10 protein-coding genes are annotated in these 14563 nt (G+C 71.3%); 4 read left to right on the top strand and 6 right to left on the bottom strand.

The features are described 5' to 3' along the window. Positions 1 to 37: 37 nt before the first annotated feature. Positions 38 to 1588, top strand: a complete 1551-nt coding sequence (locus AC5L36_RS20850) for a glycoside hydrolase family 53 protein (RefSeq protein ID WP_441215305.1) — start codon at positions 38 to 40, stop codon at positions 1586 to 1588. Continuing rightward, a complete protein-coding gene (locus AC5L36_RS20845) occupies positions 1588 to 3087 on the top strand; it encodes a glycoside hydrolase family 53 protein (RefSeq protein WP_441215304.1) in 1500 nt (499 codons plus the stop codon). The genes AC5L36_RS20850 and AC5L36_RS20845 overlap by 1 nt, the downstream gene beginning before the upstream one ends. Here the strand turns inward: AC5L36_RS20845 and AC5L36_RS20840 are convergent. After that, positions 3039 to 3335: a P-loop NTPase family protein gene (locus AC5L36_RS20840; protein ID WP_441215303.1), complete on the bottom strand. Its 297-nt coding sequence runs from the start codon at positions 3333 to 3335 to the stop codon at positions 3039 to 3041. The two genes, AC5L36_RS20845 and AC5L36_RS20840, sit on opposite strands and share 49 nt — an antisense overlap. Positions 3336 to 3431: 96 nt before the next feature. On the opposite strand from AC5L36_RS20840, the gene AC5L36_RS20835 reads away from it, so the two are divergent. Beyond that, entirely contained in the window at positions 3432 to 4001 is a 570-nt protein-coding gene (locus AC5L36_RS20835; protein ID WP_441215302.1) for a PadR family transcriptional regulator, read from the top strand. A gap of 751 nt (positions 4002 to 4752) precedes the next feature. On the opposite strand, the gene AC5L36_RS20830 is transcribed toward AC5L36_RS20835, so the two are convergent. The 5 genes from AC5L36_RS20830 to dxr form a co-directional block, all read right to left on the bottom strand. Then, positions 4753 to 6483: an ABC transporter ATP-binding protein gene (locus AC5L36_RS20830; RefSeq protein ID WP_441215301.1), complete on the bottom strand. Its 1731-nt coding sequence runs from the start codon at positions 6481 to 6483 to the stop codon at positions 4753 to 4755. Then, positions 6480 to 8153, bottom strand: coding sequence for an ABC transporter ATP-binding protein (locus tag AC5L36_RS20825; protein WP_441215300.1), 1674 nt, complete (start codon positions 8151 to 8153; stop codon positions 6480 to 6482). Before AC5L36_RS20825 ends, AC5L36_RS20830 begins: the two co-directional genes overlap by 4 nt. 112 nt (positions 8154 to 8265) lie before the next feature. Beyond that, on the bottom strand, positions 8266 to 9435 hold the full coding sequence (ispG, locus tag AC5L36_RS20820; RefSeq protein ID WP_441215299.1) for a flavodoxin-dependent (E)-4-hydroxy-3-methylbut-2-enyl-diphosphate synthase: 1170 nt from the start codon (positions 9433 to 9435) through the stop codon (positions 8266 to 8268). A gap of 12 nt (positions 9436 to 9447) precedes the next feature. Further along, positions 9448 to 10728: a M50 family metallopeptidase gene (locus AC5L36_RS20815; protein WP_441215298.1), complete on the bottom strand. Its 1281-nt coding sequence runs from the start codon at positions 10726 to 10728 to the stop codon at positions 9448 to 9450. Further along, entirely contained in the window at positions 10725 to 11927 is a 1203-nt protein-coding gene (dxr, locus tag AC5L36_RS20810) for a 1-deoxy-D-xylulose-5-phosphate reductoisomerase (RefSeq protein ID WP_441215297.1), read from the bottom strand. Before dxr ends, AC5L36_RS20815 begins: the two co-directional genes overlap by 4 nt. A 555-nt stretch (positions 11928 to 12482) precedes the next feature. Here dxr and AC5L36_RS20805 point away from each other — a divergent pair. Then, entirely contained in the window at positions 12483 to 14462 is a 1980-nt protein-coding gene (locus tag AC5L36_RS20805; protein WP_494908661.1) for a hypothetical protein, read from the top strand. The last annotated feature ends 101 nt before the right edge of the window (positions 14463 to 14563 follow it).

The following is a 14563-nucleotide window of genomic DNA, read 5'->3' as shown; positions in this document are numbered from 1 at the left end:
ATTTCAAATGACTGTGAGCGCTCACAGGAGGCTGGCTATGAGATTGTTCCGGCTGGTCGCGGTCGCGGTATCCGCCGCCCTTGTCGGCGGGTTCCTGGGGAATGTTCCGGCACGAGCCTCCGGAGGCGGCGTGCGCAACGCGGGTTTCGAGGACGGACTCGCCGGCTGGGCCACCGCCGGCGCCGCCTCGGCCGAAGAGGGCGGGCACACCGGCACCGCCCGCCTCACGCTCTCCGCCGCCGCTGAGCCTCCCTCAGCCGGAGCGGGCCTGGCTCCCGCGTCGCTGCACGGGCCCGGCCCGGCGGAGGCCACGCAGCGGGTGTCCGGGCTGGCCCGCGGCACGTACACGCTGAGGGCCTGGGTCCGCGGCGGCGGCGCCGCGGCGGTGAGCCTCGACTGCGGCGGGCCCGGCCGCGACGTGGCTGTCCCCCGCACCGGCCCCGAACTGTGGGTGCAGGTGGCGGTCGACGCGCGGGTGACCTCGGGGCGGTGCCAGATCCGCCTCACCGCGGCGAGCGGCTGGGCGCACGTCGACGACGTCACGCTGGCGCGCGGCGCGCTCGACCCGGTGCGGATCAAGGGCGCCGACATCTCCCACCTGACCAAGAACGAAGACTACGGCGCCGTCTACCGCGACCACCGCGGCAGGCCCGGCGACGCCGTCCGGATCCTCCGCGACAACGGCGTCAACCTGGCCCGCCTCAAGGTCTGGGTGGACCCGGCGGACGGCTACAACAGCAAGGCGCGGGTGCTCGCGATGGCCAAGCGGGCGAAGGCGCGGGGCATGCGGCTGCTGATCGACTTCCACTACTCCGACGCGTGGGCCGACCCGGGCAAGCAGAACAAGCCCGCGGCGTGGGCGGACCTGCCGTTCGACGGGCTGCGGCAGGCGCTGTACGACCACACCTACGACGTCATCTCCGCGCTGCGCCAGCAGGGCACCCCGGCCGACATGGCACAGGTGGGCAACGAGATCAACGGCGGTCTACTGTGGCCGGACGGCCGCTGGGACAACTGGGACGGCCTCGCCGCCCTCCTCACCGCCGGCAGCAACGCGGTCAAGGCGGCCTCACCGTCCACAAAGGTCGTGCTCCACCTCGCCGAGGGCGGCAACAACGGCGGCCACGTGTGGTGGTTCGACAACGCGATCGCGCGCGGCGTCCCGTTCGACGTCATCGGGCTTTCGCACTACGTCTACTGGCACGGGCCGCTCGGCGCGCTCCAGGCCAACCTCTTCGACCTGTCCACCCGCTACGGCAAGCCGATCGCGTTGGTGGAGACGGCGTACGGCTTCACGCTCGAAGAGAACGACCACGAGGCCAACATCTTCAACGCCGCGCTGGAGCAGGCCGGCGGCTACCCCGCGACGCCGCAAGGCCAGGCCGACGCGCTGCGCGACATGTTCAACGTGGTGGCGGCGGTGCCGGGCACGCTCGGCGTCGTCTACTGGGAGCCGACCTGGACGGCGGTGGACGGCGCGGGCTGGGACCCGGCCGACCCGACCTCCGGTGACGGCTGGGAAAACCAGGCGGTCTTCGACTACTCGGGCCGCGCACTGCCGGCCCTGAAGGTCTTCGGGAGGTTCTGATGAGACGCCTCGTCATGCTGGCGGCCGCCGCCCTGCTCTTGGTCCCGGCGGCGCCCGCCTCGGCGGCGACCACACTGACCAACACCGGCTTCGAGTCGGGACTCAGCGGGTGGTCCGGCAGTGGCTACACCGAATCCGGCGGGCGCTCCGGACTCCGGCTCACCCACTGGGCGTCCGGCGCGTACCAGTGGGAGACGACCCAGACGCTGACCGGGCTGAGCAACGGCTCGTACACCGCGCGGGTGTGGGTACGTTCCGGCGGCGGGCAGAACGCCGCGTACCTCGCTCTCAAGAACTGCGGCGGCGCCGAGCAGCGGGCGTCGGTGCCCACCACCGACGCGTGGACGCAGATCTCGGTGACCACCACCGTCTCGAATGGACAGTGCACGGTGAGCCTCTTCTCCAACGCCAACGCGGGCAACTGGGCCAGCTTCGACGACGCAAGCTTCGCGGGCGGCTCGACCAGCGGCACCATCCAGATCCGCGGTGTCGACGTGTCCACGCTGAAGAAGAGCGAGGACCGCGGCGGCGTGTACCGGGACAGCGGCGGCACCCAGCGCGACGCGCTCGCCATCCTCCGCTCCGGCGGCGCCAACTACGGGCGGCTCAAGGTGTGGGTCAACCCGGCCGACGGGTACAACAACAAGGCCCGCGTGCTCACCATGGCCAGCCGCATCAAGGGCCAGGGCATGAAGCTGCTCGTCGACTTCCACTACTCGGACTCGTGGGCCGACCCGGGCAAGCAGAACAAGCCGGCCGCGTGGGCGTCGCTGTCGTTCACCGCGCTGCGGCAGGCGGTCTACGACCACACGTACGACGTGCTCAACGCGCTCAAGGCCCAGGGCACGACGGCCGACATGGTGCAGGTGGGCAACGAGATCAACGACGGCATGCTGTGGCCGGACGGCCGCTCGAACAACTGGGCCAACCTCGCCTCCCTGCTCACCGCCGGCAGCAACGCGGTCAAGGCGGTCAACTCCTCGACCCAGGTGATGCTGCACCTCGCCGAGGGCGGCAACAACACCCAGCACCGGTGGTGGTTCGACCAGGCGACCAGCCGCGGCGTGCCGTTCGACGTGATCGGGGTTTCGCATTACATCTACTGGCACGGCTCGGTCTCCAGCCTCCAGGCCAACATCAACGACCTCGCCTCCCGCTACGGCAGGCCGATCGTGGTGGCCGAGACGGCGTACGGCTTCACGCTCGCCCAGGAAGACAGCGAGCCGAACATCTTCAACTCCTCGCTCCAGCAGGCCGGCGGCTACCCCGCGACCGCGCAGGGCCAGGCGGACGCGCTGCGGGCCGTGATCAACGCGGTCAAGGCGGTGCCCAACGGCCGCGGCCTCGGCGTCTTCTACTGGGAGCCGACGTGGACCGCGGTCAACGGCAACGGGTGGGACCCGACCAACCCGTCGTCCGGCAACGGCTGGGAAAACCAGGCACTCTTCGACTACAGCGACAGGGCGCTGCCCGGCCTGTCGGTGCTCGGCACCGCCTGAGCCGGTAGCGTCGCGGCCCGGCCGGTCCCCCCGTTGGACCGGCCGGGCTCTTCGCACATCAGGCACAGTGCCTCGTCCAGGCGGCGGCGCGCCTCGGCGCCGTACGTCCGCACCGGCTGGTGGGCGACCTCGCCCAGGCCGAGCCGGATGAGCAGGCAGGCCGCGCGCGACCGCGCGTCCGAGGGATCCATGCGCCGGCGCCAGCCCGCGAGTAGCAGGTGCTCCAGGCCGGTGAGCTCGTCGTCCACGTCACAACCTCCCCGCTTCCCCTTGTCGACGATAGGTTACCGATATATCGTCAACGTATCAACGACAGAACGGAAGATCCACCAGAGGGGGACACCATGGGATTCCGCAGAGGCTTCCAAGACATGCACGAGGCCCGCATGCGCGGGTTCGGGTTCGGCGGCGGCGCGGGCTGGGGCGGTGGCTGGGGCCACGAGCACGGCCACCGGCACGGCGGCCGGGGCCGCGGCGGTCGCCGTCAAAACGTCAGGGCGGCCGTGCTCGCCCTGCTGGCCGAGCGCCCGATGCACGGCTACGAGATGATCCGCGAGCTGGAGACCCGCACCGGCGGCATCTGGCGCCCGAGCCCCGGCTCGATCTACCCGACGCTCCAGCTGCTGGAGGACGAGGGCCTGATCGTCGCCGAGACCGGCGAGGGCCGCAAGCGCTTCGCACTCACCGAGGCCGGCCGCGAAGAGGCCACCCGCGCGGCCGAGGCGCCGCCGTGGCAGGAGTTCGCCGACGACACCGTGTCGCAGGCGCAGGACTTCCGCGACGCCGCCTTCGGGATCATGAACGCGCTGCGCCAGGTCGGCTTCAACGGCACGCCCGAGCAGCGCCAGCGCGCGCTCGAGGTGCTCAACGAGACCAAGCGCAAGCTCTACGCCATCCTGGCCGAGTCCGAGTAACAGCCAGCCGAGTAGGGCCCCGCGACGTTTCGCGGGGCCCACTCTGTTACAGAGGCAAATTTGCCCCCGTCCGCGCCAGCTGCGGACCGTTCGCTCCCGCGGGCACCGCTCCGGCCGGCGGCTCGCAGGGCTCGCCGAAACCCCCGACCTCCGCTGCCAGGTCCGCGGACCAAGCCCCAACGCACCGCCCAGTGGGCGATGGGCAGCTCGCCTTTGGTTGCGGTTACTGCTGCGCCTCCGGCGAGGGCCTCCGGCGGGGCCTCGGGCTCCGGCCGGGCCGTCCCCGGCTTGTTCATCCTTCTTGGTGGGTGGTTGCGGTGTTCGCCGTGCTACGCCCGCTGGCGCGGCTTAGGGGTTGGCCTGACCGCGAAACACCATGATCGGCGGCTCGCCGGCCCGCCTTCCCCCCGTTTGGGGAGGCGGCTCGGTATGCGGGCGGTGTCATGATCGTTAGCCCGGAACCCGTGTGACACGCGGGCGAGAACACGGGTTTTGGGCTAACGATCACCGAAGCGCGAAGGGCACCGCGCTTGCGAAGCCTTGCTTGGCCGGGCCCCGAGCCGGTCAAACCGCGAAGTCGAGAGGCCGTTAAACGCCAAGATCTGGTGGGCCCGGCGGTACCCGGGCGATCAAGGTCTCGGCCCGCGGACGTGCACGCGGGGCCGGGGGAGAGTGTGGATCGCGGAGGGTGAGGCCGCGGGAGCAGCGGTCTGGACCACGGCGGACGTCGCGGTAGCTCAGAAATTGATCTTTAGCCGTGCCAGGAGCGCCAGAGGGCGGCGTAGGTGCCGCCGGCGTCCACCAAGTCGTCGTGGCTGCCTAGCTCCGTTACGCGGCCGTCTTCGAGTACCGCGATCCGGTCGGCGTCGTGCGCGGTGTTGAGGCGGTGGGCGATCGCGATGACCGTGCGTCCCTCCAGCACGGCGGCGAGGGCCCGCTCGGTGCGGCGTGCGGTGGTGGGGTCGAGGGCGGCGGTGGCCTCGTCGAGGATCAGGGTGTGCGGATCGGCCAGGACGAGCCGGGCCAGCGCGAGCTGCTGGGCGTCGGCCGCGCTCAGCTCGAGCGCGCCGTCGCCGAGCTGGGTGTCGAGGCCTTCCGGCAGTCCGGCCGACCAGTCCGCGCCCACCACGGCCAGCGCGGAGCGCATCTGCTCGTCGGTGGCCTGGGGTGCGGCGAAGGCGAGGTTGTCGCGGAGCGAGCCGATGAAGACGTGGTGCTCCTGGGTGACGAGGGCGATCCGGCGGCGGCGCTCGGCCGGGTCGAGGTCGACGACCGGGCAGCCGCCGACGCTCACCTCGCCCTCGTGCGGCGCGTCGATGCCGGCGAGCAGCCGGGCGAGCGTCGACTTGCCCGCGCCCGACGGGCCGACGATGGCCAGCCGTTCGCCCGGGTTGACGTCGAGGTCGATGCCGTGCAGCACATCGTGGCCCTCGGTGTACGCGAACCGGGCGCCGCGCACGACGATCCGCTCGCCGCGCGGTGCGGAGGCGGTGCCACGCGGCTCCGGCGGCACCTGCCCCACGCCCAGCACGCGGGCGAACGACGCGATGCCGCGCTGCGCCTGCTCGATCCACTGGAGCAGCAGGTCGAGCGGGTCGATCGCCCGCTGGAGGTAGAGGGCCGCCGCGACCACCTCACCGAGCGTGAACCACCCGTCGTTCAGCAGGAGGCCGCCGACCAGCAGCACCGCGGCGATGGGTAGCGCGTAACTGCCCTCCACGACCGGGAAGAACACCGACCGCAGCTTGAGCGTGGCTCGCCGGGTCGCCCAGACCTGGCCGATCCGCTCGCTGCCGTACCGGATGCGCTCGCCGCCCAGGCCGAGCGCCTCGACCGTGCGTGCGCCCTCGGCGGTCGTGGTGAGCGCGTCGGTGAGCTCGGCGGTGGCGGCGCCTTCGGCGAGGTACGCCGCGCTGGCCCGGCGCAGGTACCACCGGGTGACCGCGTAGATCGACGGGAGGCCGACCAGCGCGACGAGCCCGAGCAGCGGGTGCAGCAGGAAGATCGCGCCGAACAGGAGGGTCAGCTCGGCCGTCGCGAGCACGATCACCGGCAGCACGTCGCGGACCGTGGTGCCCACGGTGCCGACGTCGACCGAGCTGCGCGTGGCCAGGTCGCCGGTGCCGGCGTGCTCGACCACGGACACCGGCAGCTGGAGCGTCTGCGCGACGAAGCGTTCGCGCAGCCGCGCGACCGCCCGCTCGCCGAAGCGGTGCCCGGCGTATTGCGCGTACCGGGTCAGCAGCCCCTGCGCCAGCACGCAGCCGGCGATGACCAGCGCCAGGCGGTCGACGGCGCCCGCGCCCGCACCGCCGGCCACCTCGTCGACGATGCGACCCAGCAGCCACGGCGTGGCGAGGCCGGCGACCGCCGCGGCGCTGTGCAGCACCACCACGATCGTCGCCGCCCGGCGGTCGAGGGCGATCAGGTCGAGGGTCGCGCGGCGTACGGCGGCCCGGCCGGCGACCGGCAGGCGCCTCATCGCCGCACCTCGTCTTCGATGTCGGCGTTTCGCGCGACCAGCGCCCGGTAGCTCGGGTCGCTGGTTAGCAGGTCGGCGTGCCGCCCGGTGGCGACGACATGACCGCGACGAACGTGCGCCACGGTGTCGACGCGGCCCAGCAGCAGCGGCGACGTGGAGATGACGACCGTGGTGCGGCCGGCACGAGCGGCGCGCAGCCGCTCCGCGATCCGCGCCTCGGTGTGCGCGTCGACGGCCGAGGTGGGATCGATCAGGATCAGCACGTCGCGCTCGGCGAGCAGGTCTCGTGCCAGGCGTACCCGCTGCCGCTGCCCGCCGGAAAGGGTGCGGGCGCGCCCACCGACGGCGGTGTCGAGCCCGTCGGGCAGCGCGTCGACGACGTCTTCGGCCGAGGCGGCGCGGAGCGCGGGCCACATCGCGGCGTCGTCGACGCCGTCCCGGACCCGCAGCATCTCCCGCAGCGAACCCGCGAAGAGGTACGAGTCGTGATCCGCGACGAGGATCCGGGCCCGCAGCTGGTCGAGTGCGATCTCGGCGAGCGGCACGCCGCCCCAGGTGACGTCGCCGGGCGCGAAGCGACCGAGCCGATCCGCCAGCGCGATCCCCTCGGCCGGCTCGTCGGTCGCGACGCCCACGATCCACCCGTCGGGCACCAGCAGGCCGGTGCCGGGGTCGTGGAGATCGGCCGGACGCTCCGGCGCGGGCCGCGTGCCGCGTCCATCGGCGTCGTCCGGCCGGAGGCTCAGCAGCGCGACGATCCGCCGGGCGGCGACCCGGCCGCGGATCAGCTGATAGGTGCCTTCCAGCAGGAACCAGACCGGCACGATGAGCACCGTCACGTAGCCGTACACGGCGACCATCTCGCCGATGGTGATGTCGCCGTGCGCGGCCATCCGGGCCGCCAGCCACACCACGGCGGCAAGGAAGAGCCCCGGGATCACGATCGTCAGTGCCTCGATCCAGCTCTTGACCGCGCCCACCCGGTATCCCTGGGCCCGCAGCTCCTGAGACCGGACCGAGTAACGGCGCGCGAACAGGTCTCGCCCGCCGACGCCGGCGAGCACGCGCAGCCCCGCCACGATGTCGCCCGCGCGGGCGGTGAGCGCACCCTGCTGGTGCCGGTACACCTGCTCGGCGCGCTCCAGGCGGCGCAGCAGCGGCCCGACCACGACGACGATCGCCGGCACGCCGAGCAGCACGAACAGCGCCAGGAACGGGGAGACCGACCACAGCAGCACTGCCACGACCGCGTACGCGATCACCGCGCCGACGCCCGGCCCGGTCATCGTCAGCACCGCCGACGTGTTGACGATGTCGGTGCCACCGACCGTGGCGACCTCGCCCGCGGAGAGCTTGCGCGGCAGGACGGCGCCGATGCGGGAGAGCTGGCGCAGCAGCACGCCGGCGGATCGGGCGGAGGCGTCCTCGCGCACGAACGTCATCGTGCGGTGCCGCATGATGCCCAGGTACGCCAGGCCGAAGCCGGCGAGCACGATCGCGGCCACCCACAGGATCAGGGCTTGGCGGTCGTTCGCGCGCAGCCCGTCGTCGATCGCCCGCGAGATCAGGTAGGGCCGGACCGCCAGCCCGACCATCCACGCCGTGCCGATCAGGCTGCCGCGCAGCACCCGCACCGGCTGGCTGCGGACCAGCCACCAGATGTACTGCATCGGCCCCCTCGTATCCGGGACACCAGGATCCGGATGAGGGAGCTGAAGTGGCATGTGCCAAAGGCTACCTACGCCTCTGACATCGCTATATTCATTTTCTCGCTCAATGTCCTCAGTGGACGGTGACGGTGGGGCCCATCAGCTCGCGCAGCTCATCGGGGAGCTCGGCGCCCATCGAGTCGGCCAGCTTGAGCGCCTCCTCGATGAGCGTCTCCACGATCTGCGACTCCGGCACGGTCTTGATGACCTCGCCCTTTACGAAGATCTGGCCCTTGCCGTTGCCGGACGCGACGCCGAGGTCGGCCTCGCGGGCCTCGCCGGGGCCGTTGACGACGCAGCCCATCACGGCCACACGCAGCGGCACCGGCAGCCCCTCGAGGCCGGCGGTGACCTGCTCGGCCAGCGTGTACACGTCGACCTGCGCGCGACCGCAGGACGGGCAGGAGACGATCTCCAGGCCGCGTTCGCGCAGGCCCAGGGACTCGAGGATGGCGTTGCCGACCTTGATCTCCTCGACCGGTGGCGCGGAGAGGGAGACGCGGATGGTGTCGCCGATGCCCTCGGCCAGCAGCGCGCCGAACGCGACCGCCGACTTGACCGTGCCCTGGAACGCCGGGCCAGCCTCGGTCACGCCCAGGTGCAGCGGGTAGTCGCACTGCTCGGCGAGTTGGCGGTAGGCGCGGATCATCACGACCGGGTCGTTGTGCTTGACCGAGATCTTGATGTCGCGGAAGCCGTGCTCCTCGAAGAGCGAGCACTCCCACAGCGCCGACTCGACCAGCGCCTCGGCGGTGGCCTTGCCGTGCTTGGCCATCAGCCGCTTGTCGAGCGAGCCGGCGTTGACGCCGATGCGGATCGGCACCTTCGCGTCGGCCGCCGCGCGCGCGATCTCGGCCACCTTGTCGTCGAACGCCTTGATGTTGCCCGGGTTGACCCGCACCGCCGCGCAGCCCGCGTCGATCGCCGCGAACACGTACCTGGGCTGGAAGTGGATGTCGGCGATGACCGGGATCTGCGACTTCTTCGCGATGGCCGGCAGCGCCGCCACGTCGTCGGCCGAGGGCACCGCCACCCGCACGATCTGGCAGCCCGCCGCGGTGAGCTCGGCGATCTGCTGGAGCGTCGCGTTGACGTCGGCGGTGAGCGTGGTGGTCATCGACTGCACCGACACCGGCGCACCGCCGCCCACCGGCACCGAGCCCACCATGATCTGCCGCGACGTGCGGCGCGGCGCCAGCGGTGGCGGTGGCACCGCGGGCATGCCCAGGGATACGGCGGTCATGCGAGTCTCACCTCAGAAGGGCAGCTGGATCGGGTTGACGATATCGGCGGCGACGGTCAGCAGGGTGAACCCGCCGAAGATCAGAATCACCACGTAGGTGACCGGCATGAGCTTGAAGTAGTCGACCCGCCCCGGGTCGGGCCGGCCCAGCCGCGCGTACAGCCAGGAGCGCACCCGCTCGAACCAGGCGATCGCGATGTGCCCGCCGTCGAGCGGGAGCAGCGGCAGCAGGTTGAAGATGCCGATGAAGAAGTTGAGCGCGGCCAGCAGCAGGATGAACGTCGGCCACTCGCCGCGGTCGAAGAGCTCGCCGCCGATGCGGCTGGCGCCCACCACGCTGATCGGCGTCTCCGGATCGCGCTCCTCCCCGGTCAGCGCGTTCCACAGTGCGGGCACCTTCTCCGGGAAGCGCTTGAGCGCGCTGAACGTGCCCTCGAACATCACACCGGTCTGCTCGACGGCCTTGCCGACGCCGTCGATCGGACCGGCCGCGGTGCGCGGGATCTCCGGTGTGATGCCCAGCATGCCGACCTTCTCCAGGTCGGCGGGGGTGATGTCGCTGGCCGAGCGGTCCGGGTCGTCGCGGATCACCTGCTGCTTGACCCGCTCGGCGACCGGCAGCAGGACCGACTTGGTCTCGGTGGTGCCGCCGCGCTCGTAGGTGATGGTGACCTGCTGGCCACCGGAAGCGCGGATCTTGGTGGTCAGCGCGTCCCACCCGCGGATCTCCTGCCCGTTGAGGGCGGTGATGGTGTCGCCGGGCTGGAGGCCGAGCGTGACCGCGGCGCTGTCCGGGTCGACGCCCTTCTCGCAGGTGCGCTCACGCTGCGTGGCCGGGTCGACACTCCACTGCTGCTCGACGCAGGGCGAGATGCTCGCGATCGTGACCGGCTGGCTCTGGAGCTTGGTCTCGTCGTTGAGCGGGACGAAGGAGAAGAGGCCCCACAGGATCAGGACGCCGAGCGCGAAGTGGGTGAGCGACCCGGCGCTCATCACGATCGTGCGCTTCCACACCGGGTAGCGCCACATCGCGCGCGGCTGGTCCTCGGGCGCGACGTCGTCGTCCTGCGGCGTCATCCCGACGATCTTCACGAACGCGCCGGCCGGGATGGCCTTCAGCCCGTACTCGACTTCCTTGCGCTTGAACGCGAACAGGGTCGGTCCGAAGCCTACGAAGAACCGGGTGACCTTCATCCCGAACATCCGCGCCGTGCCCATATGTCCGGCCTCGTGCAGGGCGACGGAGATCAAGATACCCAGCGCGAACAGGAGAATCCCGAAGATCTCCATCAAGCTCCTTCACCGATGATCCGCTGGGCGTGTGATCGCGCCCAGTCCTCCGCCGCGAGGACGTCCTCGACGGTACCTGGTTCGGCGAAGTCAGGAGCCTCGTCCAGTACCCGTTCGAGCGTTTCAACCATCCCCAGGAATGGCAGCCGGCCGGCCACGAAGGCCGCAACGCACTCCTCGTTGGCCGCGTTGTAGAGGGCCGGGCGGCACCGGCCCGCCGCACCCGCCTCCTTGGCCAGCCGCACCGCCGGGAAGGCCGCGTCGTCGAGCGGCGTGAACTCCCACGCGTGCGCCTTCGTCCAGTCGACCGCGGGCGCCGCGCCGGGCACCCGGTCGGGCCACCCGAGGGCCAGCGCGATCGGCAGCCGCATGTCGGGCGGGCTGGCCTGGGCGATCGTCGACCCGTCGACGAACTCCACCATCGAGTGGATGACCGACTGCGGATGGACCATGACCTCGATCGCGTCGTATCCGATCCCGAAGAGCTCGTGCGTCTCGATCACCTCGAGCCCCTTGTTGACCAGCGTGGCCGAGTTGATCGTCACGACCGGCCCCATCTGCCACGTCGGGTGTGCCAGGGCCTCCGCCGGTGTGACCTCGGTCAACTCCTCGCGCCGCCGGCCGCGGAACGGCCCGCCGCTCGCCGTCAGCACCAGCCGCCGCACCTCGCCGGCCGAGCCGCCGCGCAGGCACTGGGCCAGCGCCGAGTGCTCCGAGTCGACCGGCACGATCTGCCCCGGCCGCGTCACCGCCGCCTTGACGAGGGGGCCGCCGGCCACGAGCGACTCCTTGTTGGCCAGCGCGAGGGTACGGCCGGCGTGCAGCGCGGCCAGCGTCGGCGCGAGCCCGAGGGAGCCGACCACGCCGTTGAGCACCACATCGCACGACCACTCGGCCAGCTCCGTCATCGCGTCCGGCCCGGCCAAGATCTTGGGGATACGGAAGTCGCCCGTGGCGTATCCCCGGCGGGACGCCTCGGCGTAGAACGCGAGCTGAAGGTCCTGGACGGCGGACGCCTTGGCCACGCCGACCGCCTCCACGCCCAGCTCCAGCGCCTGGGTCGCGAGCTGCTCGACATTGCCGCCGCCGGCGCCGACGGCCACGACCCGGAAGCGGTCGGGGTTGCGCCGGACGATGTCGATCGCCTGCGTACCGATCGACCCGGTCGAGCCGAGGAGGACGATCTCGCGGGGGGAGGTCACCCGGCCATTGTCGCCGACCCCGACGGCCGGCAGGCGACCGGTCTCCTAATCGCACCTGATCGGAATACAAGGTCCGTGTCAACCGATCAGACAAAGGCACGACATTCACCGCCGGCCGGCCATAATTCGCGCGAGAATCGCAGGACTTGCGTTCGTCGGCCACCATGAGTCCAGCCAAACAGGAGGTTGATGGCTCGCATGGTGAATGATCACAAAACTAGCGGGGCGCGACACCAGAGCTGGCGATGGGCGATCCTCTTCGTCGTTGGTGTCGCCGATTTGGCCTTAATGATCGTGACAGCCGCACCGCTCATTCGCGTGATCGCCGCGGCGCTGTTAGGCGTCATTATCGGGATCTTGGTGCGGAGCATTCGAGGACCGGCGGGCGGCACCGTCACCACGCCGGAGCCGGGCCCGTCACCGCAGCGGCCTTCCGGTTCCACGTTCGTCATCCCGTCGGAATTGCCGCCACCGCCGGACATTTTTCACGGCCGAGACGATGAGATTTCCATGATGATGGGGGCCCTTCAGGCCCAGACATCGCAACGCTGCACGGTGATCGTCCTGCATGGTGAGGCGGGCATCGGAAAAACGACATTGGCCATCCAATTCGCCTACCTCGTAGCCGACAGATTTCCCGATGGCAAGCTCTTCGGCCCTTTTCCACACGTCGGTGACGGCCGCACCGCCGTGCTCACGAGCTTCGTAAAGGGACTCCGCGGGCCGGGTGACCAGGCGACGCCGGTGGGTGACGCGCTGGCCGCGCAGTACGCGGCACTCACCCACGGCCGCCGGGTGCTCGTCATCATGGACGACGTCGGCGAGGTGGAAGACATCCGGCAGCTTCTGCCCACCGGGCCGGGCTGCGCCGTCATCACCTGCCGTCACCCGCTCCCGGAGCTGGAGTCAGACCTCCAGATGGCGGTGCCGCCGCTCGACAAGACCAGCGGCATCGCCCTGCTCAGCAGCATCGTCGGGGCGGAGCGGGTGGCCGCGGCGCCGCAGGCGGCGGGGCGGATCGTCGGGCTGGTCAGATACCATCCGCTCGCACTCCGCCTGGCCGGCGCGTCGCTCAGCCGCCGGCCGCACTGGAGTCTCGACCAGGTGGTCGAAAAGCTGGCGAACCGATCGTCGACCGCGCTGACACACACCGACTTCGCCGGCGCGCTCGACCTGAGCTACGGGCTGCTCACCACCGACGAGCGCCGCGCGCTCCGCCAGCTCGGGCTCCGGGAGGAGCTGAGCTTCGCGCCGTGGATGCTCGCCGCTCTGCTCGGCGACGAGTACGACGAAGACACCGTCTGGCGGATCACCGACCGGCTGGCCGAGGCCGGGCTCGTCATCAGGTCCACTGTGGACACCGCCGGCCTGACCACGTTTCGGATCCTCGAACACGTCCACCGGTACGCGCGGGCGCGCCTGCTCGCGGAGACCACCGAGGAGCAGCGGCAGAAGAGCATCCACGCGCTCCGGCGGGCCCAGTCGATCCGCACCGAGCAGACCGTCGGTGCCGACCTGCTCGAAGACATCTACGTCGTCCGGGACGGCGGCGACCTCAACAGGGCGATGGACATGATCCTCGCCGCCCTCGCCCTCGCCCGCGAAAACGGCGACCGCGGCGGCGAAGGCCTGGCGCTGGCGACGCTCGCCGAGTTCAAGGCCGAGCTGGGAAACGTCGCCGAGGCCACCGAGCTGGCCGACGCCGCCCTGCGGATGGAGCACCCGTTCGGCCGGATCCGCGCGCTGCGCTGCCACGCCCTCATCGAGCGCCGGCGGCGCCAGATCCCCGCCGCGCTCGGCCACCTCGACCACGCGCTGTCCATCCTCTCCGCCGGTGACGCGTCGTGGAGCGCAACGCAGGAGCGGGTGCGGATCCTGCGCGAGCGGGCCATCGCCCACGCGTTCGGCGCGCGCCCCCGCGACGGCTTCGCCGACCTCGACCTCGTCGACGAGATCGTCGGGCGGGCGGGGCAGGGCCGGCTACTGCGGGCCGGGGCCTGCTGGGCGCGGGGAGCGTTCCTCGATCTCACCGACGACCATCCCGGCGCGGAGCGGATGCTTGCCGAGGGCCGGCGAGTCGCCGAGGACCTCGGCCAGCGGTGGTGGTTGGCATGGCTGGCGCACGCCGAGGCCCGCCTCGCCCTCGAGGTGGGCCAGGTCCGAAAGTGCCGCGGGTGGGCCGATACGGCGATCGACCTGTTCGCCTCGATGCAGGACCGGTACGGCGCGGCACAGTGCCGCCTGTTGCTGGGCAAGGCCTACCTCCGTGAACGCCGCACCGTCGAGGCGTCCGCCCCACTGGAAGAGGCGCTGCACACGCTGCGCGACTGCGAAGACGAGCACCTTGAGGCCCTCACACTCAAGGAGCTCGCGGAGGTCCGGCTCGTCCAGGAGCGGTTCGACGACGCGATCGAGATGTTGCGGACGGCCGATCGCTCGCTGCACGACCTCGGCGACCTGCTCGAGCAGGGCATGGTCCAGCACCGGCTGCACGAGCTACTCGACAGCCCGGCGACCACCTACCGGCAAGCATGATCTCAACCCTCTGAGGATTGCGCATGGCGAAGCGGGGCTGGCGATTCCGGTGGCCGGTTTGGCTTTCGGGACAGCCAAACCGGCGGCGAGTCAAGGTCGCG

Source organism: Phytohabitans sp. LZ39 (genome assembly GCF_059359075.1).
This window is presented reverse-complemented; position numbering and strand designations above follow the sequence as displayed.

Excerpts from the sequence above, each read along its gene's own strand:
- AC5L36_RS20835 (WP_441215302.1), top strand. The coding sequence starts at position 3,432 with ATGGGATTCCGCAGAGGCTTCCAAGACATGCACGAGGCCCGCATGCGC.
- ispG (WP_441215299.1), bottom strand. The coding sequence starts at position 9,435 with ATGACCGCCGTATCCCTGGGCATGCCCGCGGTGCCACCGCCACCGCTG.
- AC5L36_RS20825 (WP_441215300.1), bottom strand. The coding sequence starts at position 8,153 with ATGCAGTACATCTGGTGGCTGGTCCGCAGCCAGCCGGTGCGGGTGCTG.
- AC5L36_RS20845 (WP_441215304.1), top strand. The coding sequence starts at position 1,588 with ATGAGACGCCTCGTCATGCTGGCGGCCGCCGCCCTGCTCTTGGTCCCG.
- AC5L36_RS20850 (WP_441215305.1), top strand. The coding sequence starts at position 38 with ATGAGATTGTTCCGGCTGGTCGCGGTCGCGGTATCCGCCGCCCTTGTC.
- AC5L36_RS20830 (WP_441215301.1), bottom strand. The coding sequence starts at position 6,483 with ATGAGGCGCCTGCCGGTCGCCGGCCGGGCCGCCGTACGCCGCGCGACC.